Raw genomic sequence first — 23,542 nt, forward strand, 5'->3', positions numbered from 1 at the left:
GAAAAATAATAGAAAAGAAAAAGAAATATCTAAACTTTCTAACTTTTATTATAAAGCAATTGTTCGCATGTATGAAATACTTTCCGTTATAATGGAGGATAAAGTGAAGAAGTTGATTAAAAAGGAGATTATACATATGCATGAGCAAATTTTAGGAGCAATTAAAGAGTTTGATACAATTATTATTCATCGCCACGTGCGTCCGGATCCAGATGCGTTAGGTTCACAGGGTGGTCTTGGTACAATTCTACAAGAATCGTTTCCAGAGAAAAATATTTATACGGTTGGGTATAATGAGCCGTCACTAGCATACTTACGAGTAATGGATGATATTGAAGATAGTGTATACGAAAATGCGCTTGTTATTGTTTGTGATACTGCGAATCAAGAACGTGTTGACGATCAACGCTATACAAAAGGGAAGATGTTAATTAAAATTGATCATCATCCAAATGAAGATCCGTATGGAGATATTACGTGGGTAGATACGACAGCGAGTTCTACAAGTGAAATGATTTATGAGTTTTATAACTATGGAAAAGATAAAGGATTAAAAATAACAAAAGAAGCAGCCCGCCTTATTTTAGCAGGAATTGTTGGAGATACAGGTCGTTTCTTATTCCCGAATACGACAGCAAAAACACTTCGTTACGTAAGTGAGCTTGTTGACATGGGTGTGAAATTCACAGATTTATACAATGAGATGTATAAGACAAAAGAAAAAATTGCTCGTTTAAACGGTTATATTTTACAAAACTTTACGATGGTAGAAGAAGGAGCAGCTTACATTAAATTAACGAAAGAAGTATTAGAAGAGTTTGATGTACTTCCTTCTGAAGCATCTGGTGTTGTTGGAGCTCTTGGCAATATTGATGGATTAAAGGCGTGGGTTCTATTTTTAGAGGAAGACGACGTAATTCGTGTTCGTCTTCGTTCAAAAGGACCAGTTATAAACAAATTAGCAATGCAATATAACGGCGGGGGGCATCCGATGGCTTCTGGTGCGAAGGCATCTTCTTGGGAAGAAGCGGATCGTCTTTTTGCTGATTTACGTGAGATTTGTAAATAAGAGACTATATGTTAGAACGAAAAGAAGGAGCGGCGCTAAAGCCCTCCTTCTTTATTTTTCTTTCTCTATAGTAATGCTAATTTCAAGCACTGTATCAAAAGATATTGTATCGACTTTAAAACGGTATAGCCGATCGTAATGTTTGTACGTTTTATTTTCGATTACCTTTTTAAGTAGGTCTTTATTTTTTGCGATACTTTGAATGTTTTTCGTTAAAAGATGTTGGAGGTCATTATGGATAGATGTAGTCATATTTTCGAGTGTGAGATTGTCTAAATCGTATTTTTCTCGATTGATAAGTTTTATTTTAATCTCTTGAATGGTTAAGAGCCGTTTATTTTCAGTGTTCAATTTTTCTTGATCTTCGAGAAGGACGTGGAGCTTTGCTTCTTGTTTTTCTATAATTTCTCTTTGTTCTGCTATTTTACTAGCTTGTTCTTCTTGAAAAACACCGTATATGTACAAAAAAATAAACCAGCTCAACACGCCTCCAACAGCAGCCCCAGCTAATACTAAGTACCATCTTTTTGCTGTATTGGCACTTGGTACTCTCATACATGTTCCTGCGTTAGCCATTTAATAATAATGAGACCTGTTTGCATACCACCAGTTGCGAAAAAAATAAGGAGAATTTGCTTTACGATATCTTTCATATCTCCGCCAAAGAAACTTCTTTCAAAGCTATAAAAGGTATCGAATGTTCCGCCGATTGCTGCAACGAGTGCCCAAATTCTTAAATTTTGGGCGAATTGATTAATGTAAGTTAGAGCTGGTTTTCCGATAAGAAACGCACCAAATCCACCAATTAATGAACCGCCAAGTATAACCCCAAAGGCAATAAAATAACTAATAATAAGCAGAGAGAAAAAAGTATGTTCTCTTACATCCATCGTCATTCCCCTTTCTTCTTCATATATATGGACAAAGTATAAGAAGTATGTTTTGATTTCCGCTTTCCTCATCACCTATAATAAAAGTAGTCAAATAGGTAAAGAGAGGGTACAACAGTGAAGTTTGTGCATTTACAATGTCAAACCGTTTTTAGTTTATTAAAAAGTGCTTGTAAAATTGATGAGCTTGTAGTCAGGGCGAAAGAACTCGGTTTTTCATCGCTGGCTATTACGGATGAAAATGTTATGTATGGCGTTATTCCGTTTTATAAAGCATGTAAGAAACATGGTATACAGCCCGTTATTGGATTAACCGCTTCTATTTTTAGTGAAGAAGAAGAAAGGTCTTATCCGCTTGTATTACTTGCTGAGAATGAAATAGGCTACCAAAATTTATTAAAGATTTCTAGCAGTATTATGACAAAGTCCAAAGAAGGTATTCCTAAGAAGTGGCTTGCGCATTATGCGAAAGGATTAATTGCAATTTCACCAGGTAAAGATGGCGAAATTGAGCAATTATTACTAGAAGACAATGAGAGTCAGGCTGAAGAAGTAGCTCGCACGTATCAAAATATGTTTGGCCATTTTTATATGAGTTTGCAGCATCATGCGATTCAAGATGAGTTGCTTTTACAAGAGAAACTACCTGAATTTATTAGTAGGGTTAATATTCCAGTCGTTGCAACAAACGATGTGCGCTATATCAATCAAAGTGACGCGCTTGTTCACGAATGTTTACTATCTGTTGAAAGTGGAACGAAAATGACTGATCCAGATAGGCCGAGGCTGAAAACAGATCAGTATTATTTAAAGTCATCGGATGAAATGGAAGCACTATTTTCCCATGCGCCGGAAGCAATCCAAAATACAATAAAAATTGCAGAGCGTTGCCAAGTAGAAATACCGTTCCATGTAAATCAACTTCCGAAGTTTCCTGTTCCGTCTAATGAAACGAGTGATATATACTTGCGTCGTGTTTGTGAAGAAGGTTTGCGGAAACGATATGGTGAACCGAAAGAAGTGCATATAAAGCGTTTGGATCATGAATTAAATGTTATTTCTCGTATGGGATTTAGTGATTATTTCCTCATCGTATGGGATTTTATGAAGTATGCACATGAAAATCATATTCTAACAGGACCAGGTCGTGGATCGGCAGCTGGTTCACTCGTTTCATACGTATTAGAAATTACAGATATTGATCCAATTGAATACGATCTATTATTTGAAAGGTTTTTAAATCCTGAACGTGTGACGCTTCCCGATATTGATATTGATTTTCCAGACGTAAGACGTGATGAGATGATTCGCTATGTGAAAGATAAATACGGTCAGCTCCGTGTTGCGCAAATTGTAACGTTTGGTACGCTTGCAGCAAAAGCGGCAATTAGAGACATTGCCCGCGTAATGGGGCTTCCGCCGCGAGATATTGATATATTTTCAAAACTTATTCCATCAAAGCTTGGTATAACGTTAAAAGATGCATATGAAGAATCACAATCACTTCGTGAGTTTATACAAGGGAATCTTCTGCATGAGCGTGTATTTGAAATCGCAAAACGTGTAGAAGGTTTACCACGTCATACGTCTATTCATGCGGCTGGTGTTATTATGAGTCAAGAACCGCTAACAGGAAGTGTAGCAATTCAAGAAGGACATAACGATGTTTATGTTACGCAATATCCAGCCGATGCGCTAGAAGAACTTGGTTTGCTTAAGATGGACTTTTTAGGATTACGTAATTTAACGTTACTTGAAAATATTATAAAATTTATCGCGAACAAAACAGGGAAAGAAATCGATATAAGAAACTTACCTCTTCAAGATGAAAAGACGTTCCAATTATTAGGGAGAGGGGATACAACAGGTGTATTCCAGCTTGAGTCGGGTGGTATGCGAAATGTACTTCGCGGGTTAAAACCGAATGAGTTTGAAGATATCGTAGCTGTTAACTCGTTATATAGACCAGGACCGATGGAACAGATACCGTCTTTTATTGAATCGAAACATGGAAAAAGAAAAATTGAATATTTACATCCGGATTTAAAGCCAATTTTAGAAAGAACATACGGCGTCATTGTATACCAAGAACAAATTATGCAAATTGCATCGAAGTTAGCTGGTTTTTCGCTCGGAGAAGCAGATTTACTGCGCCGTGCGGTGAGTAAAAAAAATCGTGATATTTTAGATCAGGAACGTAAGCATTTCGTCCAAGGATGTTTGCGAAATGGTTATGATGAGACATCCGCAGAGAAAATTTATGATTTAATTGTAAGATTTGCGAATTACGGTTTTAACCGAAGTCACGCTGTAGCTTACAGTATGATCGGATATCAGCTTGCCTATTTGAAAGCGAATTATACGCTGGAATTTATGACGGCATTATTATCAAGCGCAATTGGAAATGAAGATAAGATTGTACAGTATATACGAGAAACGAAGCGGAAAGGTTTTCACGTTTTGCCACCGTCTCTTCAGAGGAGTGGCTACAACTTCCAAATAGAAGGGAATGCGATACGTTACAGTTTACTTTCGATCCGAAATATTGGAATGGCTACAGTGACGGCATTATTAGAAGAACGAGAGAAAAAAATGTTCGAAGATTTATTTGAATTTTGTCTTCGTATGCCGTCAAAGTTCGTAACGGAGCGTAATTTAGAAGCTTTCGTCTGGTCGGGATGTTTTGACGATTTTGGTGTTTCGAGAACGAATTTATGGAAAAGTATTAAAGGGGCGTTAGAGTACGCGAATCTCGCACGTGATTTAGGAGATGCTGTTCCAAAATCAAAATATGTACAAGGAGAAGAGTTATCTTTTATTGAACAACTAAATAAAGAGAAGGAAGCACTTGGCTTTTATTTATCAAGTTATCCGACAGCGCAATATGTGAAGTTAGCAAAAGAATTAGAAATTCCATCTCTCGCTCAGGCGATGCGACACAAGAAAAAAGTACAAAGAGCTATTGTGTATATAACAAGTGTGAGAGTGATTCGTACGAAAAAGTTTCAAAAGATGGCATTTATTACATTCTGTGATCAAAATGATGAAATGGAAGCGGTCCTCTTCCCGGAAACGTATATACATTTCTCGGATAAGTTGCAAGAAGGAGCAATTGTTTTAGTTGACGGTACGATTGAGCTAAGAAATCATAAGCTGCAATGGATTGTAAATGGACTATATCCGCTAGAGGAAATGGATGTTTATGAAGAAAAGAAAGACGCATCTGTTTACGTGAAATTGCCGTCTCAGTATGAGAAAAAGCTTTTAAATCAGGTTACGAAAATATTGTTCGACTATTCAGGTTTTGCGAAAGTACTAATTTATTATGAAAAGGAACATAAAATGGTACAATTATCTCGGAGTTTATCGATTCATCCAAGTGAAGAATGTTTAGGAGCACTTCGTGAAATTGTCGGGGAAGAAAATGTAGTTGTGAAAATATAATGGACAATTTCCCTACACTTCGATTATTATAGTAGTAGTGTTCGTGGTCAGACCACTTGGAGAAATTGATATCAGCAAGAATAATTTGAGGAGAGTGGATAGTTTGTCAACACTTCGTGAAGAAGCACTTCACATGCATAAAGTGCATCAAGGAAAATTAGAAACTGTATCAAAAGTAAAAGTAGAAAATGCAAAAGATTTAAGTCTTGCATATTCTCCAGGGGTTGCAGAACCTTGTAAAGAAATTTATGACGATAAAAGTAAGGTATATGAATATACGATGAAGGGAAATATGGTAGCAGTTGTGACAGATGGAACAGCTGTACTTGGTCTTGGTAACATTGGACCTGAAGCATCTCTTCCAGTAATGGAAGGTAAAGCTGTATTATTCAAGAGCTTTGCTGGTGTAGATGCATTCCCAATTGCCTTAAATACAAACGATGTAGATAAAATTGTTGAAACTGTAAAATTAATGGAGCCAACTTTTGGCGGCGTTAACTTAGAAGATATCGCAGCACCAAACTGCTTCATTATTGAAGAGCGTTTGAAAAAAGAAACAAATATTCCTATCTTCCATGATGATCAACACGGAACAGCTATTGTAACAGTAGCAGGTCTTGTAAATGCACTGAAATTAGTTGGAAAGAAAATGTCTGACATTAAAGTTGTCGCAAATGGCGCAGGTGCAGCAGGTATTGCAATTATTAAACTTTTATATCGCTATGGTGTACGCGACATTATTATGTGTGACCGTAAAGGCGCAATCTATGATGGTCGTCCTACAGGTATGAATCCGGTGAAGGATGAAGTTGCAAAATATACAAATAAGAATCGTATAGAAGGTTCTTTAGCTGATGTTGTACAAGGTGCGGACGTATTCATTGGTGTATCTGCAGAAGGTGCATTAACAGAAGAGATGGTTCGTACAATGAATGACGATGCGATTATTTTTGCAATGGCGAATCCAGTTCCAGAAATTATGCCAGAATTGGCAAAAGCAGCGGGCGCAGCTGTTGTTGGAACAGGTCGTTCTGACTTCCCGAACCAAGTAAATAATGTACTGGCGTTCCCTGGTATTTTCCGCGGTGCACTTGACGTACATGCGACACAAATTAACGAAGAAATGAAGATGGCAGCTGTACAGGCTATTGCTGAGCTTGTAGCAGAAGATGAGTTAAATGCAGACTATATCATTCCGGCACCATTTGACGCGCGTGTAGCGCCTCAAGTAGCGGCTTACGTTGCAAAAGCAGCAATGGAGACAGGAGTAGCTCGCCGTCAAGTAGATCCAAATGAGATCGCTGAAAAAACAAAACAATTAGCGCTGATTGGTAAAGAATAAGCGAGGAATTTCCATTGACATCATCAAATACAAAAGTATATCTCGAAATTGTAAAAAAAATCCGTTCCATTATGGAAGAGGATGGTTTGGTGGCGGGGGATCGTTTGCCGTCTGAGCGTGAGTTAAGTTCACGCTTAAACGTAGGACGTTCCTCTGTAAGAGAAGCATTGCGTGCTTTAGAACTGGTAGGATTGATTGAAACGAGACGTGGTGAAGGGACGTTTATTCGAAACTTTTATGATAACGGTCTTGTACAATTAATTGCTCCGTTCTTATTGCAAGATGAGAAAACAATTCGTGATTTATTACAAACGAAACGATTACTTGAGAAAGATATGATTCGAATTGTATGTAATTTACCGAAAGAAACGTTTTCTAAAGTACTAAGTAGATTACACCAAGTACTTGAAGCAAATGAAAGCTCAGTCCCAACGCTTCATCAAACGTTCTTTAAAACACTTATTGAACAAGTCGATAATTATTTACTATATCGCATTTGGATGATCGTAAATGATTACGTAGCAACTCTTTCTTGTAAAGTTTTAAGAGATTCTATCGATATGTATAGAAAGCTTTATGCTACTTTGGAAGAAAAACAAGAAAATGATGCACTAAAAATTTACGATGAATTAGTAGAGAATATACAGTTTCACTCGTAATGTATAAAATTTGTCGAAATGACCATGACACGTTATGACAAACATTCTACCGCTTAGCGGTTAAAGTTAAACGTAAAGAGTGAGGTTATTAGACAGATTGAGAAGATAAGGCTAACATCAAACTTTGGTGTTAGCCCCATTTTCTTCTTACGCTAACCTTAGCTCTCAACGAAGGGGGTCAAATTGTGCTAAGAGATTTATTCGTGAAAAAGAAAAAGTACGCTGCAATACCTTCAGAACAAGTACGAAAAGATGTACCAGATGGCGTTATGACAAAATGTCCGGAATGTAAAAAAATCATGTATACGAAAGAACTTCTAAAAAATTTAAAAGTATGTGTGAATTGTGGATATCATCATCCTATGAATGCATGGGAACGTCTTGATAGTATATTGGACGAAGGGTCATTCCGTGAGTATGACAAAGAAATGGTTTCATTAAATCCACTCGAGTTTCCAGGTTATGAAGAGAAACTAGAGAGCGATCGTAAGAAGACTGAATTGAACGAAGCGGTTGTAACTGGTGAAGGAACAATTGATGACATGCTTGTTGTTGTTGCAGTAATGGATTCTCGTTTTCGAATGGGGAGCATGGGCTCTGTAGTAGGAGAAAAAATCGCCCGTGCGGTTGAAAAGGCGTACGACTTACAAGTTCCATTTATTATCTTTACTGCTTCGGGTGGTGCCCGTATGCAAGAAGGTATATTAAGTTTAATGCAAATGGCAAAAACAAGCGTAGCTTTGAAAAAGCATAGTAATGCAGGAGGATTATTTATTTCTGTTATGACTCACCCAACGACGGGCGGGGTTTCAGCGAGTTTCGCTTCACTTGGTGATTATAATCTTGCAGAACCAGGTGCACTTATCGGATTTGCTGGTAGACGTGTAATTGAACAAACGGTGCGTGAGAAACTACCAGAAGATTTCCAAACGGCAGAATTCTTACTAGATCATGGTCAATTAGATGCGGTGGTGCATCGTGATGATATGAGAGAATCACTTCGCAAGATTTTAGAAGTTCATCAAGGAGGGGAAATGGCTGTATGGCAGAGCTAGAATTTGAAAAACCAGTTGTTGAGCTAAGAAATAAGATTCGTGAACTGAAAGACTATACGAAAAACAGCCAGATGGACTTCAGTGAGGAGATTCGTATTTTGGAAGAAAAGCTAGAAAATTTAGAGGAAGATATATACGGCAATCTGAAAGTATGGGACCGTGTTCAAATTGCTCGTCATGCAGAACGACCGACAACGCTCGATTATATTGAGCACTTATTTACTGATTTTTTCGAATGTCATGGAGATCGTCTATTTGGCGATGATGCAGCGATTGTCGGCGGCATTGCGAAATATAAAGGGATGCCTGTAACTGTAATTGGGCATCAGCGCGGAAAAGATACGAAAGAAAATATTCGCCGTAACTTTGGAATGCCTCATCCAGAAGGATATCGAAAAGCATTACGTTTAATGAAGCAGGCGGAAAAGTTCAATCGTCCTATTATTTGTTTTATTGATACGAAAGGAGCTTATCCTGGTAAAGCTGCTGAAGAACGTGGTCAAAGTGAAGCTATCGCCCGCAATTTATTTGAAATGGCAGGTTTAACGGTACCTGTTATTTGTATCGTTATCGGCGAAGGTGGTAGTGGTGGTGCGCTAGGCCTTGGAGTTGGAGATTACATTCATATGCTAGAAAATTCCACTTATTCTGTTATTACACCAGAGGGTGCAGCGGCAATTCTTTGGAAAGATGCAGGAAAAGCAAAGGAAGCTGCAGAGGCAATGAAAATTACAGCAGCAGATTTGAAAGAATTAGGTGTGATTGACGAAATTATTCCAGAAGCAAGAGGCGGAGCTCACCGTAATATTTTGAAACAGTCAGAAAATATAGACTTAATGATTCGAAAAACTTTTGAACAATTAAACGGAATTTCGAAAGATGAATTAATCGAAAAACGTTATGAAAAATATATGAAAATTGGGCAAGTTTCGTTTTCAAACGCTTCCATTTGGATAAAATAAGAAAAGCGTGCGTTCCACTTCGCGAATGCACGTTTTTATTATGAAAAGACACATCTTCTCCATTGTATTTTTATATTTTTTCGTGTTATTTTATTATAAGGCAAATAATCTTTATGAGGTGAGTACAAATGAAACGTATTGGTGTATTAACAAGTGGTGGAGATTCACCTGGTATGAATGCTGCCATTCGTGCAGTTGTTCGTAAAGCGATTTTCCATGATATTGAAGTATATGGTATTTACCATGGATACGCTGGATTAATTTCTGGTCACATTGAAAAATTAGAACTTGGTTCTGTTGGCGATATTATCCACCGCGGTGGTACAAAATTATATACAGCAAGATGTCCTGAGTTTAAAGATCCAGAAGTACGACTAAAAGGTATCGAGCAATTAAAGAAACACGGTATCGAAGGACTTGTTGTTATTGGTGGAGATGGTTCTTACCAAGGCGCTAAAAAATTAACTGAACAAGGATTCCCATGTGTTGGTGTACCAGGTACAATCGACAATGATATCCCTGGAACAGACTTCACAATTGGTTTCGATACAGCTTTAAACACTGTTATTGATGCAATTGATAAAATTCGTGACACAGCTACATCTCATGAACGTACATATGTTATCGAAGTAATGGGACGTCACGCTGGTGATATCGCATTATGGGCTGGTTTAGCTGATGGTGCGGAAACGATCTTAATTCCAGAAGAAGAGTATGACATGGATGATGTTATCGCTCGTCTGAAGCGTGGTAGTGAACGTGGTAAAAAACACAGTATTATCGTTGTAGCTGAAGGTGTTGGAAGTGCAATTGACATCGGTAAGCACATTGAAGAAGCAACAAACTTTGATACTCGTGTAACTGTATTAGGTCACGTACAACGTGGTGGATCACCAAGTGCACAAGACCGTGTATTAGCAAGTCGTCTTGGCGCAAGAGCAGTTGAATTATTAATTGCTGGTAAAGGCGGACGTTGTGTAGGTATTCAAGATAACAAACTTGTTGATCATGACATTATCGAAGCGTTAGCTCAAAAGCATACAATCGATAAAGACATGTATCAATTATCTAAAGAATTATCCATCTAATCGGCGTAATGTCAGATATTTGGGAACGGTTTCATAATTTTCGGAGGTGCAATATGCGTAAAACTAAAATTGTATGTACTATAGGTCCTGCTAGTGAAAGTATTGAAAAATTAGAGCAATTAATCGAAGCAGGTATGAACGTTGCTCGTTTAAACTTCTCTCATGGTAGCCATGAAGAGCACGGAGCTCGTATTAAAAACATTCGTGAAGCTTCAAAGAAAACTGGTAAAACAGTTGGTATCTTACTTGATACAAAAGGTCCAGAAATCCGTACTCACGACTTCGTAGACGGACAAGCTGAGCTTGTAACAGGTGCAGAAGTAGTTCTTTCTACTGAGCAAGTATTAGGTACTGCAGAGAAGTTCTCTGTATCTTATGCTGGTCTTTATGACGATGTAGACCCAGGTTCTCGTATTCTAATCGATGACGGTCTTATCGAACTAGAAGTAATCGAAAAAGCTGATGGAAACATCCGTACAAAAGTTCTTAACAGCGGAACTGTAAAAAATAAAAAAGGTGTTAACGTACCAAACGTAAGCATTAAGCTTCCTGGTATCACTGAAAAAGACGTAAAAGATATCATCTTCGGTATCGAGCAAAAAGTTGATTTCATTGCAGCTTCATTCGTACGTAAAGCGTCTGACGTATTAGAAATCCGTGAATTATTAGAAGAGCATAACGCTCAATACATCCAAATCGTACCAAAAATCGAAAACCAAGAAGGTATCGACAACATCGATTCAATCTTAGAAGTTTCTGACGGTTTAATGGTAGCTCGTGGTGACATGGGTGTAGAAATTCCACCAGAAGAAGTACCGTTAGTACAAAAACGTCTAATTAAAAAATGTAACGTGTTAGGTAAACCAGTTATTACTGCAACACAAATGTTAGATTCTATGCAACGTAACCCACGTCCAACTCGTGCGGAAGCAAGTGACGTAGCTAACGCAATCTTCGATGGTACAGATGCAATCATGCTTTCAGGTGAAACAGCTGCTGGACAATACCCAGTAGAAGCAGTAACAATGATGGCTAACATTGCGGTACGTGTTGAAAAATCATTACAATATGAAGATATGTTCAAAAAACGTATTAAAGAGTTCACTCCAACAATTACAGATGCAATTAGCCAATCTGTTGCACATACAGCACTTGCTCTTGATGTAGCTGCAATCGTAGCTCCAACAGAAAGTGGATATACTGCGAAAATGATCTCTAAATACCGTCCAAAATCTCCAATCGTAGCTGTAACATCTGACGAGCAAGTAGGACGTCGTCTTGCACTTGTTTGGGGTGTACAAGCATTTATGGCTGAGAAGCGCGCAGCTTCAACTGACGAAATGTTAGATACAGCAATTCAAACAGGTATGGATGCAGGCCTAATCGGACTTGGAGATACTGTAGTGATTACTGCTGGTGTTCCAGTTGCTGAAACTGGTACAACAAACTTAATGAAAATCCACGTTGTTGGTGAAGAAATTGCTAAAGGACAAGGAATCGGTCGTAAAGCTGCAAAAGGTAAAGTAGTTGTAGCAAAAACAGCTGCTGAAGCTGTAGCGAACGTAAACGAAGGTGATATCCTTGTTACAACAAGCACTGATAAAGATATGATTCCTGCAATCGAAAAAGCTGCAGCTTTAGTTGTAGAAGAAGGTGGCTTAACAAGCCATGCAGCTGTTGTAGGTGTATCAATCGGTATTCCTGTTATCGTTGGTGTAAACGGCGTAACAGCAACTTTAAAAAATGGCCAAGAAGTAACAGTTGATGCAGCACGCGGAATTGTTTATAATGGACATGCGGAAGTGCTATAAGTAATACGGAGAGAAGGATCGGAGTCCTTCTCTTTTTTTTTTTTTTTTTTTACACAAAAACGAGATAAAATTAGCTTAAAGCGCCTAGAATTGCTTTTAAAAGCTGTTTGTTATGGGTTTTAATATGAAAGGGTATCTATATTTCATATGATGTATATAGGCATTGTGAGGGCGTTAAAAGTGAGATGTGAGAGAGGTGTAGAACTATGAAGTGGTTACTATTCTTGTTTATTTTAATACCGGCGATTGAGATTACGGTCTTAATTGGATCAAGTCATGTAATAGGTTTATGGTCTACGTTCGCTATGATTGTATTTACAGGTGTTGTAGGTGTGTATTTGGCGAAAAGACAAGGGTTTAAAGTGCTTGGAGAGATTCAATCTAAGTTGAATAGAGGGGAAATGCCAGGTGAGGCGGTACTAGATGGTATTTTTGTATTTGTAGGAGGTATTCTCTTAGTGCTTCCTGGGTATGTGACAGATATGCTAGGGTTTATCTGCGTGATCCCTATTACGAGAGCTTTATTGAAGCCGCTTGTTATGAAGTGGATGGAATGGAAATTTAGAAAGAATTCTACTATTATTATTCAGAAATAGCACTTAGATTGTAGAAATCTAAGTGCTATTTTTTGTCTTGTAAAAGGAGAGGAACTTGCTGATTGAAGCTTTGTTTTACCGCGCTATTTGTGGGGTGGAATTTCTATCTCAAAGCTGGGCTGCTCGTAAGTGTCTGATGTGGGGCGAATGATGAGTGGGGATGAACAAAACGTTCGCTTATTATATTTGCTATATAATTTTCGTTTGAACTCTTGTGTGTACTTCGATTAAACTTGTGATTTTTTAGTGCTATTAATTTAGATGAATAAGATGGAGGGAAACACTGCTAAATTAAAGTTTTGTTTTCTTATATAGAGGAACGATTGGTGTAAAAAATTCATATAAAAAGGCGGAGATTGTTAGTTGAAGTCTTATTTTATGCTATTTTGTATATTTATTCATTTACATAAAAAGTAATAAATGTAAATGATAATTATAAAATAAATAGAATAAATATGTAAAAACACCACGGAATATGCGTTTTTCATGCAAAAAAACAAGAGAATTATCTTTTTTGAGTGCAATTCTCTTGTTTTATGTAATAAGTATGAAAAATAAGTACAAGGAATAATCAGTGGGAATTTCCCACTGATTACATGTAAGTTTTTTGTTGTGTATGAATTAGAAACTATTATTTTGAAGGTGAACCTTTAATATATTTCCACAAGTCATGGAAGACATTAGCTTTGTGTAATGTATTAAGTAGTACTAAGGTGACTGGGCCGATGATTAATCCTAAAAAGCCAAAAAGTTTAAAGCCGACAAATAGAGCGACGAGTGTTGCTAATGGATCGAGACCGATGTTAGATGAAAGTACTTTCGGCTCCATAATTTGTCTTTGGACAATCACGACGATGTATAAAATGAGAAGACCAATGGCGAATGCGGTATCGCCAGTGAAAAATACGTATATAACCCATGGAACAAAGACTGCGCCTGTTCCTAAATATGGTAGTAAATCTACAACCCCTGTAATAATCGCGATAGTAATGGCGTATGGTACGCGTAATATTAAAAGCCCGATTAGTACAATGACAGTTGTCATAGATACGAGTGTAAGTTGTGCTTTCACAAAACCAAACAAAGCTTTTCTTAAGTCGACAAAAATAGTTTTTCCATAGCCATGTACACGATTCGGTAGCAATTTTCTTGCTTTCTGAGCAAGACGGTGCCAATCGTAACTAATGAAGAAAGTGGCTAATAAAATGAATACAAGGACAGTTAAAGTTGTTGGCAGTGCACTAATGAAATTCGTTAACCCGCTTATAATGGCGGTTAAAAGTTCTTTCATTTGTGTTGTCGCTTCTGTTCCTAAGTTTTGAATGTTTTGTGTAATTGTATAGCGCTGTGGTTCTCCAAGATGATTAAATTTAGAGATTAAATCATCGTAGAGAGGCATAATATGATTAAGTGCAAATTGCTGAGCGAATGTAACGATATCTGGAAACTTTACTGTAACAAGTTGTAGTAAGTATGTTGTGGCAGATATTGCTTCAGTCACAAGATATGTAACAAGTCCAACGATAGCTCCAAATACGAGAATTAAGCTAACGAGTACTGCTAGTGCGCGAGGAAATTGTAGTTTTTGATTAAGGAAATTGACGACAGGATTAATCAAATAAGCAAATGCAAAAGCGATAATAAAAGGATAGATAAGCCCTGACATGTATAGTAATACATAGAACCCAGCTACCGTTGCTACAATGACAAATATGAGTCGCAATATCATATATAGTAAGTTTCGGTTCAAAGATGTATACCTCCCATTCCAATTTGGATTATCCTAATTCGTTCAACTTATAACGAGTGTGCCCCACTGATTAAAGTTTCACTTTATGTTATAGTGGAATGATGGATTTTTCCTGCTTTTTCAGTATGTGAGTGACTGTGAAAGCTTGGTGTTGATGCTTCTACTATATGGTAAAAACTTCATTTTCTCTTCTTTTTATTTTACTTGTTTCTAATTAGAAAAGAAAGAAGAGACGTCTGTTTTTTAAAATGTATACACGCTTAAATTTTTATGGTGAAAGTCTCAATTTATCATTTTAAAATACATAAAAAATGAAGTGATTCATGTTGAATAGGCATCGATATATCATGTATAACGATAGGTTTAAAGGTATTTTTGTTTGGAAATGAGTTCATTATTTTCAGAAAGGAAGTGCAAACATGATTAGTCAGTCAACGTTATTTTTATTCATACTACTTATTATAGGACTTATTGCGAAAAACCAATCGCTTACTGTGGCTATTGGTGTGTTATTTTTATTGAAGTTTACGTTTTTAGGAGATAAGGTCTTTCCTTATTTACAAACGAAAGGAATTAACCTAGGTGTAACGGTCATTACAATAGCGGTGCTCGTACCGATTGCGACGGGGGAAATAGGTTTTAAACAACTTGGAGAAGCGGCAAAATCTTATTATGCGTGGATTGCTTTAGCTTCAGGTGTAGCGGTCGCTTTGTTAGCGAAAGGCGGCGTACAATTGTTGACAACGGATCCCCACATTACAACTGCGCTTGTTTTTGGGACAATTATAGCGGTTGCGCTATTTAATGGGGTTGCTGTTGGTCCGTTAATTGGGGCTGGAATTGCCTATGCGGTTATGAGTATTATACAAATGTTTAAATAAGGAATTTTATAGTAATATAAAATTTTTGAATTCTTTCTGTTCACAAAAGTCAGATAATTGTTTATAATAGGATTAGAAACTTTGAAAAGTTACATAACAGCAGAGACTTTACACCAGATAAAATAAAAACAACATAAAACAATTTTATAATGATATTGTTTTATGTTGTTTTTATCATAAAACTCTTCGGAATTAATTTTCCTCACTAACTTGTTGTTTTGAGCGTGAGGATTCGGGGAGACATTCACGCTCATGCTTTCCATGTAAACAATGGACAATAAGAGGGGAACATCGCAACAAATTTGCATGATCGTGCATTTTGCTTGCCTAAAGAGTGAACGGGCGTTCATAATTCAAAAGGGGAGCAAATAGATATAAGGAGCAAGGTTGGGAGAATTTTCAGGAAAAGGAGAGAATGTCATGACTGTTATTCGAGGTTTAGAAGGGGTAGTAGCAACAACATCATCTGTGAGCTCTATTATTGATGATACATTAACTTATGTTGGGTATAATATTGATGATTTAGCTGAGAATGCTACGTTTGAAGAAGTAGTGTACTTATTATGGCACCGCAAGCTTCCTAATGAAAAAGAACTAGCAGAATTTAATGAAATTGTATCAGAATACTATAAAGTTCCAGGTGAGATTTTAACATATTTGAAACAAGTAGATTTAAAAATTGCACATCCGATGTCTGTTTTACGAACTGCAATTTCCATGCTATCATTATACGATGAGAGCGCTGAAATTATGGACGAAAAGTCCAATTATTTGAAAGCGGTTAAATTACAGGCGCAAGTAGGAACTTTAGTTGCTGCTTACGCGAGAATCCGTAAAGGTTTAGATATTGTTGAGCCAAGAAAGGATTTATCATTAGCTGCAAACTTCTTGTACATGTTAAATGATCGCGAGCCAAATGAAGTTGAAATTGAAGCTTTTGATAAGGCGCTTGTACTTCATGCAGATCATGAGTTAAACGCTTCTACATTTACTGCACGTGTTTGCGTAGCTACACTTTCAGATGTATATTCTGGTATTACAGCAGCAATCGGTGCATTAAAAGGTCCTCTTCACGGTGGGGCAAATGAAAATGTAATGAAGATGTTAACTGAGATTGGTGAAGAAGAAAATGTAGAGTCATATATTCATAATGCTCTTCAAAATAAAGTGAAAATCATGGGCTTTGGCCACCGTGTGTATGAGCAGGGTGATCCACGTGCAAAACACTTACGTGAAATGTCTAAGAGATTATGCGTGCTTTTAGGAGAAGAGAAATGGTATAATATGTCTATCAAAATTGAAGACATTGTAACAAAAGAAAAAGGTCTTCCACCAAATGTTGATTTCTATTCAGCTTCTGTATACCATTGTTTAGGAATTGACCATGACTTATTTACACCTATTTTTGCAATTAGCCGTATGTCAGGCTGGTTAGCTCATATTCTAGAACAATATGAAAACAACCGTTTAATTCGTCCGCGTGCTGATTATAATGGACCAACGCATCAAGTGTATGTTCCAATTGCACAACGATAAGCGAATAACACTATTTTGATAGTGAAAATACGCTTTCAAAAGTCTGATTTTTTCGGAAAGATGTAATGATTAGAATATTTTAATTTGACTAACGGTTTGAACTGAGGGGTTATTCCCTCAGTTTCATACATATGAAATTTCAAACATGGGGGTTATCACATTGACGACAGGTGAAAAAATTACTGTAACTAATGGTGTTATGAATGTACCAAACAATCCGATTATTCCATTTATCGAGGGAGATGGAATTGGTCCTGATATTTGGGCAGCTGCATCTCGCGTACTAGAAGCAGCAGTTGAAAAAGCTTATGATGGTGAGAAGAAAATCGTTTGGAAAGAAGTGCTTGCAGGGGAAAAAGCATTCAACCAAACAGGCGAGTGGTTACCAGAAGAAACTTTAAACTTAATTCGTGAATATTTAATCGCGATTAAAGGTCCACTTACAACTCCAGTTGGCGGTGGTATTCGTTCTCTAAACGTAGCACTTCGTCAAGAATTAGATTTATATGTATGTCTACGTCCAGTTCGTTATTTTGAAGGTGTTCCTTCACCTGTAAAACGTCCGGAAGATACTGATATGGTTATTTTCCGTGAAAATACAGAAGACATTTATGCTGGAATTGAATATGCGCAAGGATCTCCAGAAGCAGAAAAAGTTCTTGCTTTCTTAAAAGAAGCAATGGGTGTTAATAAAATCCGCTTCCCAGAAACATCTGGTATTGGTATTAAGCCAATTTCAGAAGAAGGGACAAAGCGTCTTGTTCGTGCTGCAATTCAATATGCAATTAACGAAAAACGCTCTTCTGTTACATTAGTTCATAAAGGAAACATTATGAAATTTACAGAAGGTGCTTTCAAAAACTGGGGTTACGAAGTAGCGGAACAAGAATTCGGCGACAAAGTATTTACTTGGGCTGAATACGATCGTATCGTTGAAAAAGATGGTAAAGATGCAGCGAATAAAGCGATGGCAGACGCTGAAGTGGCTGGAAAAATCATCGTAAAAGATTCTATTGCAGACATCTTCTTACAACAAATTTTAACTCGTCCACGTGAGTTCGATGTTGTTGCAACAATGAACTTAAATGGTGACTATATCTCTGATGCACTTGCTGCACAAGTAGGTGGAATTGGTATTGCACCTGGTGCAAACATTAACTATGTGACTGGACATGCTATCTTTGAAGCTACACACGGTACAGCTCCAAAATATGCAGGTTTAGATAAAGTAAATCCATCTTCTGTTCTTCTTTCAGGTGTATTATTATTAGAACACTTAGGATGGAACGAAGCTGCGAAATTAGTAACTGCTTCTGTTGAGAAAACAATTGCTTCAAAAGTAGTAACTTATGATTTCGCACGCTTAATGGAAGGTGCAACAGAAGTGAAATGTTCTGAGTTCGCTAATGAACTTATTAAAAACATGGATGTAGCGATAATCAAAAACGCATAATTAAAGCGGGGGGTAAATTATGACAATCAAACGCAAGAAGGTTTCAGTCATCGGTGCAGGATTTACAGGAGCAACAACGGCATTCTTATTAGCACAAAAAGAACTTGCAGATGTTGTATTAGTGGACATTCCACAACTGGAAAATCCAACAAAAGGGAAAGCGTTAGATATGTTAGAAGCGAGCCCAGTACAAGGTTTTGATGCTAACATTATTGGAACATCTGATTACGCAGATACTGCTGATTCTGACGTTGTCGTTATTACAGCAGGTATTGCACGTAAGCCTGGTATGAGCCGTGATGACTTAGTAGCAACAAACTCTAAAATTATGAAAAGTATTACGCGCGACATTGCAAAACATTCACCAAATGCAATTATTGTTGTGTTAACAAATCCAGTTGATGCAATGACATATTCTGTATTTAAAGAAGCAGGATTCCCGAAAGAGCGTGTAATCGGCCAATCGGGTGTATTAGATACAGCTCGTTTCCGTACATTCATCGCACAAGAATTAAATCTTTCTGTAAAAGACATTACAGGATTTGTTCTTGGCGGACACGGTGACGACATGGTACCTCTTGTGCGTTATTCTTATGCAGGCGGTATTCCGTTAGAAACGTTAATTCCGAAAGAGCGTTTAGAAGCAATCGTAGAACGTACACGTAAAGGTGGCGGTGAGATTGTAGGCTTATTAGGAAACGGTAGTGCATATTACGCACCAGCAGCTTCTTTAGTTGAAATGACAGAAGCAATCTTAAAAGATCAACGCCGTATATTACCAGCTATTGCGTACCTTGAAGGTGAGTATGGTTATAGTGACCTTTACTTAGGGGTACCAGTAATTCTAGGTGGTAACGGAATTGAAAAAATTATTGAATTAGAACTTCTTGCAGATGAAAAAGAAGCGTTAGATCGCTCTGTAGAATCTGTACGTAATGTAATGAAAGTTCTTGTTTAATAATTGAATAGTAGTGAAAAAGATTCGGGATTCCGAATCTTTTTCTACTATTTACCGAATTGTTTTTTTGAAATAATATGAAAACGCTATCATTTGTAATATCCTATAATGAAACTGTAGATTTATACTATACATTGCCCTCATCATAGTAAATTTCGGATAAGGTATCGCTTTTAGTAGGATAATAAGGTGAAAAAATCGGAGGGGGTTGTAACATGTTAAAGAAAAAAGTTCAAATTGGTCGTAAAATGGATGAAATTACAGTAGGAGAGAAATTATCTATCACTGAAAAAATTGAGGATAAAGATTTGTTATTGTACTTAGGGTTAACGAATGATGCCAATCCATTATATATTCAGCATGATTACGCATCCCAAACTCCGTATGAAAAGCCGATTGTACCAAGCATTATGCTAACGGGAATGATTACAACGGCGGTTACGAAATATTTACCGGGTCCAGGAAGTCATATTACGAGAAAGGACCTTACATTCGTGAAACATGTTCACCATTATGAAACGTTACAAATCCACTTTGAAGTTGTGGCTGTTTCTGAGGAGGAACATACAATTGATATGCTTGTATCTGCTCATGATGAAAAAGGAGAAACTGTTGTGAAAGGTTCATTAACAGTAACGCCACCTTTTAAATCAGTTTCTATTATGGAAAAAGCATTAGATAATTTTTAAAAAGATGAAAATATGAATAGCGCTAGCATACCTTTAATAAGGATGCTAGCGCTATTTTTAGTTGAAGAACCCTTCTTTGAACCCTTCAGCAAATTCTGAGCACCCCGTTTTAATCGTATCCCAGCTCGGAGCGTTAAAAGCAAGGATACATGTGACTGCTAAAGATAGAATGGATAGTATTAGTCGCATAATAGATTCTATATATTATTAATTTATATATTAAGATTAATAATATAATTATCGGTAATTGAAGTCAATTAAAGGAGTGGTTTTTTAGGTGAGGTGGAAAAGAGAAGACGTGATCTTTGAAACGGTAAGAGAAGCTGAAGTGTGGGCAGACGGGGTTGCGAATGAAATGTACGGGAGAGTATTTGATGGATATGAAACACCAGATTATAAAATAGCGTATGCTCTTTCGTTTTTCCTAGCACAAAATCAAGATTTTATAGTTCATACGGAAGTGAGCTTTAAAGAAGAGAGAGCAATCTATAAAGTTTGGCAAAATCCTGTGTAGTTGCAGGTGAATCGTAATTACTTCTATTTTCTCAATTCTACACAAACGATCTCCATGAATAGACAATTATATTGAGAGGGACCTTGTTTTCTAGTATGATGAGAATAACGGGGAAAATACTAGGATGAAGAAGGTTTCAAGTCTATAACTTGGAGGAAAAGAATGAACAATCGTATTTTAGTAGTTGATGATGAGGAATTTATCTTAACTTTAATCGAATTTAATTTACAACAAGCTGGGTTTGAAGTTATAACAGCGATGGATGGAGAAATGGCGCTTCAAAAAGCGACAACAGAACGCCCAGATTTAATTATATTAGATTTAATGCTTCCGAAAATGGATGGTATGGAAGTGTGTAAAGAATTACGATTGCAGCGCGTTATGACGCCGATTTTAATGTTAACGGCAAAAGATGATGAGTTTGATAAGGTGCTAGGCCTTGAACTTGGGGCGGATGATTATATGACAAAGCCATTTAGTCCAAGAGAAGTTGTTGCTCGTGTGAAGGCGATTTTGCGTCGTACGAAATTACAACAAGAAGAACAAGTTGCAGAAGCGCCAGATGAAGATAGCATCACAATTGCAGAACTTAAAATTTTACCGGAATTTTATGAGGCTTATTTCCAAGGAAGAAAGCTTGAATTAACACCAAAAGAATTTGAACTACTTGTGTATCTTGCGAAAAATAAAAGTCGCGTGTTGACACGTGATCAATTACTAAGTGCTGTATGGAATTACGATTTTGCTGGTGATACACGAATTGTTGATGTTCATATTAGCCATTTGCGCGATAAAATTGAACAAAATACGAAAAAACCGACGTACATTAAAACGATACGTGGTTTAGGATATAAATTAGAGGAGCCAAAAGGGAATGAATAAATTTCGTTCCAGGCTTCTTTTTACATTTGTTTCTCTTATTGTATTTATTTTAGTTGGACTAGGTTTATTACTAGAAACTGTGTTTGAAAACTACTATATAGATCATGCTAAAGAGAGAATGGTAAAAGAGACAGAGTATGTTGCGACGTTAGCAGAAGAGCAAGGTTTTGATAATGTCTTAAAAAACCCATACATATTTGAAAAGTTAGAAGAAAAAATACCAGCTTCTATCGTATTTTTGGATGAAAAAAAGAAAGTTCAATATAGAAAAGGACAAGAATTGGCATTTAGTCCAGAGACGATTAAAGAACTTTCTTCGGAAGTGGCAAAACAACGAAGTAAAGTGATTACGAAAGAAACGGATCGAAAGAATGAATTTTATCATGCGGTGTTCGTTCAAGATGTAGAAGGAAAACAAGGATATATTTTGGTGAAAAGTATAATTGATCCTTTAAGAGACGTACATCAAAAAACGTGGGGATTATTAATTATCGGATTTGTCATTGCTTGTCTCGTAGTTGTATTTTTAGGTATGAAAATTACAGGGCAATATATTAGGCCAATTGAATCGGTTACGAAAGTTGCAATTGAATTGGCAAAGGGCAATTATAAAGCACGTGCATACGAAAGTCATTCGGATGAAACAGGGATGCTGAGTAAAGCGATTAATATTTTAGCTCGAAATTTACAAGAGATGACACTTGAACAAGAAATGCAGCAAGATCGTCTGCATACGTTAATTGAAAATATGGGAAGCGGAATGATTTTAATTGATAGCCGAGGATATATAAACCTTGTAAACCGCTCTTATAAGGAAACTTTCCACGTAACAGATGAAGAATATTTAGATCGCTTATATTATGAATCGTTTCATCATACAGAAATTATTGAGCTTGTAGAAGAAATCTTTATGACAGAAGTGAAAGTGCGTAAACAAATGTTATTGCCACTTGGAATTGAACGGAAGCATTTCGAAGTATATGGAGCGCCGATTATCGGGACAAACCATGAATGGAAAGGGATTGTTCTCGTATTCCATGACATAACAGAGTTAAAGAAATTAGAACAAATGAGAAAAGACTTTTTAGCGAATGTTTCTCATGAATTAAAGACACCGATTACTTCTATTAAAGGTTTTTCAGAAACACTCTTAGACGGAGCGATGGATAATAAAAAATTCTGCGAACATTTCTTGCACATTATTTTAAAAGAAAGTGAGCGCATGCAAGGATTAATTGAAGATTTATTAGATTTGTCGAAGATCGAACAACAAGGATTTAAATTAAATATGGGAACCGTTGATATGAAGGGGCTGCTTGAAGATATTCATATGGTACTTGATAATAAAGCAGGAGAAAAAGAAATCTCTTTACAAGTTAATGTATTAAAACGTGCCTCTGTTATTGGAGATCCAAGTCGTTTGAAACAAATCTTTATTAATTTAATTAATAACGCAATCGTATATACACCGGCTGGAGGCGTTGTTTCAGTAGAGTTAGCGGAAGATAAATATAATGCTTATATAAAAGTATCGGATACTGGAATTGGTATTAGTAAAGAGGAAATTCCGCGTATTTTTGAACGTTTCTACCGGGTGGATAAAGCAAGAAGTAGAAATACTGGTGGTACCGGCCTTGGATTGTCGATCGTAAAGCATTTAGTTGAGGCGCATCAAGGTACGATTACAGTAGATAGTGAAGTTGGAGAAGGGACAACGTTTACAGTTGTTTTACCGAAATCAGCAACTGAAAAATAGGATGAAGGATGTTTACAATATATTAACAATGGCTTAATTAAATATTAATAAAGCTCTGTTAATATAATACATGAAAACCCCTTCATCCAAGGAGTAATTTTGGACGAGAATAGTTAAGCTGTTCTCGTCACTTCCCTTTATGCCAATATAAGTCTGTTTTATATATGAAAGAAAATAGCCGTTATTTTTCTTCTCTCTATTAGTCAT

At 36.8% G+C, this 23,542-nt stretch carries 20 protein-coding genes; 17 read left to right on the plus strand and 3 right to left on the minus strand.

The genetic code is table 11. The features are described from left to right. Nucleotides 1-136 precede the first annotated feature (136 nt). Nucleotides 137-1,069: a DHH family phosphoesterase gene (locus ACTFR3_RS18815; protein ID WP_000545136.1), complete on the plus strand. Its 933-nt coding sequence runs from the start codon at nucleotides 137-139 to the stop codon at nucleotides 1,067-1,069. 51 nt (nucleotides 1,070-1,120) lie between these two features. On the opposite strand, the gene ytrI is transcribed toward ACTFR3_RS18815, so the two are convergent. Next, a complete protein-coding gene (gene ytrI, locus ACTFR3_RS18820; protein ID WP_001265736.1) occupies nucleotides 1,121-1,624 on the minus strand; it encodes a sporulation membrane protein YtrI in 504 nt (167 codons plus the stop codon). After that, the gene (locus ACTFR3_RS18825) at nucleotides 1,621-2,034 is read right to left on the minus strand and encodes a YtrH family sporulation protein (RefSeq protein WP_002005839.1); all 414 of its coding nucleotides are present in this window, start codon (nucleotides 2,032-2,034) and stop codon (nucleotides 1,621-1,623) included. Before ACTFR3_RS18825 ends, ytrI begins: the two co-directional genes overlap by 4 nt. Before the next feature lie 42 nt (nucleotides 2,035-2,076). Here ACTFR3_RS18825 and dnaE point away from each other — a divergent pair, with 42 nt between their 5' ends. From dnaE to ACTFR3_RS18865, 8 genes are all read left to right on the plus strand, one after another. After that, on the plus strand, nucleotides 2,077-5,403 hold the full coding sequence (dnaE, locus tag ACTFR3_RS18830) for a DNA polymerase III subunit alpha (RefSeq protein ID WP_440044684.1): 3,327 nt from the start codon (nucleotides 2,077-2,079) through the stop codon (nucleotides 5,401-5,403). Between the two features lie 133 nt (nucleotides 5,404-5,536). Continuing rightward, nucleotides 5,537-6,745 carry an NAD(P)-dependent malic enzyme gene (locus tag ACTFR3_RS18835; protein WP_161508111.1) on the plus strand — a complete coding sequence of 403 codons (1,209 nt, stop codon included), beginning with the start codon at nucleotides 5,537-5,539 and terminating at the stop codon, nucleotides 6,743-6,745. A 14-nt stretch (nucleotides 6,746-6,759) separates the two neighbouring features. Next, nucleotides 6,760-7,404, plus strand: a complete 645-nt coding sequence (locus ACTFR3_RS18840) for a FadR/GntR family transcriptional regulator (protein WP_440044686.1) — start codon at nucleotides 6,760-6,762, stop codon at nucleotides 7,402-7,404. A gap of 185 nt (nucleotides 7,405-7,589) precedes the next feature. Then, the gene (accD, locus tag ACTFR3_RS18845; protein ID WP_000942856.1) at nucleotides 7,590-8,459 is read left to right on the plus strand and encodes an acetyl-CoA carboxylase, carboxyltransferase subunit beta; all 870 of its coding nucleotides are present in this window, start codon (nucleotides 7,590-7,592) and stop codon (nucleotides 8,457-8,459) included. After that, on the plus strand, nucleotides 8,447-9,421 hold the full coding sequence (gene accA / locus ACTFR3_RS18850) for an acetyl-CoA carboxylase carboxyl transferase subunit alpha (protein ID WP_000818804.1): 975 nt from the start codon (nucleotides 8,447-8,449) through the stop codon (nucleotides 9,419-9,421). The genes accD and accA overlap by 13 nt, the downstream gene beginning before the upstream one ends. A gap of 128 nt (nucleotides 9,422-9,549) precedes the next feature. Continuing rightward, nucleotides 9,550-10,509, plus strand: a complete 960-nt coding sequence (gene pfkA, locus ACTFR3_RS18855; RefSeq protein ID WP_000821157.1) for a 6-phosphofructokinase — start codon at nucleotides 9,550-9,552, stop codon at nucleotides 10,507-10,509. A 53-nt stretch (nucleotides 10,510-10,562) separates the two neighbouring features. Continuing rightward, entirely contained in the window at nucleotides 10,563-12,320 is a 1,758-nt protein-coding gene (gene pyk, locus ACTFR3_RS18860) for a pyruvate kinase (protein ID WP_001232673.1), read from the plus strand. 206 nt (nucleotides 12,321-12,526) lie between these two features. Next, nucleotides 12,527-12,916 (plus strand): FxsA family protein, encoded by a 390-nt coding sequence (locus ACTFR3_RS18865; RefSeq protein ID WP_000871628.1) that lies wholly within the window; start codon nucleotides 12,527-12,529, stop codon nucleotides 12,914-12,916. A 631-nt stretch (nucleotides 12,917-13,547) separates the two neighbouring features. Here the strand turns inward: ACTFR3_RS18865 and ytvI are convergent. Next, entirely contained in the window at nucleotides 13,548-14,666 is a 1,119-nt protein-coding gene (gene ytvI / locus ACTFR3_RS18870) for a sporulation integral membrane protein YtvI (protein WP_001081388.1), read from the minus strand. A 419-nt stretch (nucleotides 14,667-15,085) separates the two neighbouring features. Between ytvI and ACTFR3_RS18875 the strand changes: the two genes are divergently transcribed. From ACTFR3_RS18875 to phoR, 8 genes are all read left to right on the plus strand, one after another. Continuing rightward, nucleotides 15,086-15,547 (plus strand): DUF441 domain-containing protein, encoded by a 462-nt coding sequence (locus ACTFR3_RS18875; protein ID WP_000625507.1) that lies wholly within the window; start codon nucleotides 15,086-15,088, stop codon nucleotides 15,545-15,547. A gap of 387 nt (nucleotides 15,548-15,934) precedes the next feature. Beyond that, complete coding sequence (gene citZ / locus ACTFR3_RS18880; RefSeq protein WP_000503652.1) at nucleotides 15,935-17,083, plus strand: citrate synthase; 1,149 nt, start codon at nucleotides 15,935-15,937, stop codon at nucleotides 17,081-17,083. Nucleotides 17,084-17,243: 160 nt separating this feature from the next. Continuing rightward, nucleotides 17,244-18,536, plus strand: coding sequence for an NADP-dependent isocitrate dehydrogenase (gene icd, locus ACTFR3_RS18885; protein ID WP_000206898.1), 1,293 nt, complete (start codon nucleotides 17,244-17,246; stop codon nucleotides 18,534-18,536). A gap of 19 nt (nucleotides 18,537-18,555) precedes the next feature. Then, a complete protein-coding gene (mdh, locus tag ACTFR3_RS18890) occupies nucleotides 18,556-19,494 on the plus strand; it encodes a malate dehydrogenase (protein WP_000153230.1) in 939 nt (312 codons plus the stop codon). A gap of 215 nt (nucleotides 19,495-19,709) precedes the next feature. After that, the gene (locus ACTFR3_RS18895) at nucleotides 19,710-20,183 is read left to right on the plus strand and encodes a MaoC family dehydratase (protein WP_000914180.1); all 474 of its coding nucleotides are present in this window, start codon (nucleotides 19,710-19,712) and stop codon (nucleotides 20,181-20,183) included. 277 nt (nucleotides 20,184-20,460) lie between these two features. Next, a complete protein-coding gene (locus ACTFR3_RS18900; RefSeq protein WP_001267383.1) occupies nucleotides 20,461-20,697 on the plus strand; it encodes a hypothetical protein in 237 nt (78 codons plus the stop codon). A gap of 162 nt (nucleotides 20,698-20,859) precedes the next feature. Continuing rightward, nucleotides 20,860-21,579 carry a two-component system response regulator PhoP gene (gene phoP / locus ACTFR3_RS18905; protein WP_001065220.1) on the plus strand — a complete coding sequence of 240 codons (720 nt, stop codon included), beginning with the start codon at nucleotides 20,860-20,862 and terminating at the stop codon, nucleotides 21,577-21,579. Then, complete coding sequence (gene phoR / locus ACTFR3_RS18910; protein ID WP_001032102.1) at nucleotides 21,572-23,335, plus strand: sensory box histidine kinase PhoR; 1,764 nt, start codon at nucleotides 21,572-21,574, stop codon at nucleotides 23,333-23,335. The genes phoP and phoR overlap by 8 nt, the downstream gene beginning before the upstream one ends. The last annotated feature ends 207 nt before the right edge of the window (nucleotides 23,336-23,542 follow it).

Source organism: Bacillus cereus group sp. MYBK14-1 (assembly GCF_051916885.1).
GTDB lineage: Bacteria > Bacillota > Bacilli > Bacillales > Bacillaceae_G > Bacillus_A > Bacillus_A cereus.

Bases quoted from the DNA above. Each gene is read 5' to 3' on its own strand.
- ACTFR3_RS18815 (WP_000545136.1), top strand. From the start codon at position 137: ATGCATGAGCAAATTTTAGGAGCAATTAAAGAGTTTGATACAATTATT.
- ytrI (WP_001265736.1), bottom strand. From the start codon at position 1,624: ATGAGAGTACCAAGTGCCAATACAGCAAAAAGATGGTACTTAGTATTA.
- ACTFR3_RS18835 (WP_161508111.1), top strand. From the start codon at position 5,537: ATGCATAAAGTGCATCAAGGAAAATTAGAAACTGTATCAAAAGTAAAA.
- accA (WP_000818804.1), top strand. From the start codon at position 8,447: ATGGCAGAGCTAGAATTTGAAAAACCAGTTGTTGAGCTAAGAAATAAG.
- pfkA (WP_000821157.1), top strand. From the start codon at position 9,550: ATGAAACGTATTGGTGTATTAACAAGTGGTGGAGATTCACCTGGTATG.
- pyk (WP_001232673.1), top strand. From the start codon at position 10,563: ATGCGTAAAACTAAAATTGTATGTACTATAGGTCCTGCTAGTGAAAGT.
- ACTFR3_RS18865 (WP_000871628.1), top strand. From the start codon at position 12,527: ATGAAGTGGTTACTATTCTTGTTTATTTTAATACCGGCGATTGAGATT.
- ACTFR3_RS18875 (WP_000625507.1), top strand. From the start codon at position 15,086: ATGATTAGTCAGTCAACGTTATTTTTATTCATACTACTTATTATAGGA.
- mdh (WP_000153230.1), top strand. From the start codon at position 18,556: ATGACAATCAAACGCAAGAAGGTTTCAGTCATCGGTGCAGGATTTACA.
- ACTFR3_RS18895 (WP_000914180.1), top strand. From the start codon at position 19,710: ATGTTAAAGAAAAAAGTTCAAATTGGTCGTAAAATGGATGAAATTACA.
- phoP (WP_001065220.1), top strand. From the start codon at position 20,860: ATGAACAATCGTATTTTAGTAGTTGATGATGAGGAATTTATCTTAACT.
- phoR (WP_001032102.1), top strand. From the start codon at position 21,572: ATGAATAAATTTCGTTCCAGGCTTCTTTTTACATTTGTTTCTCTTATT.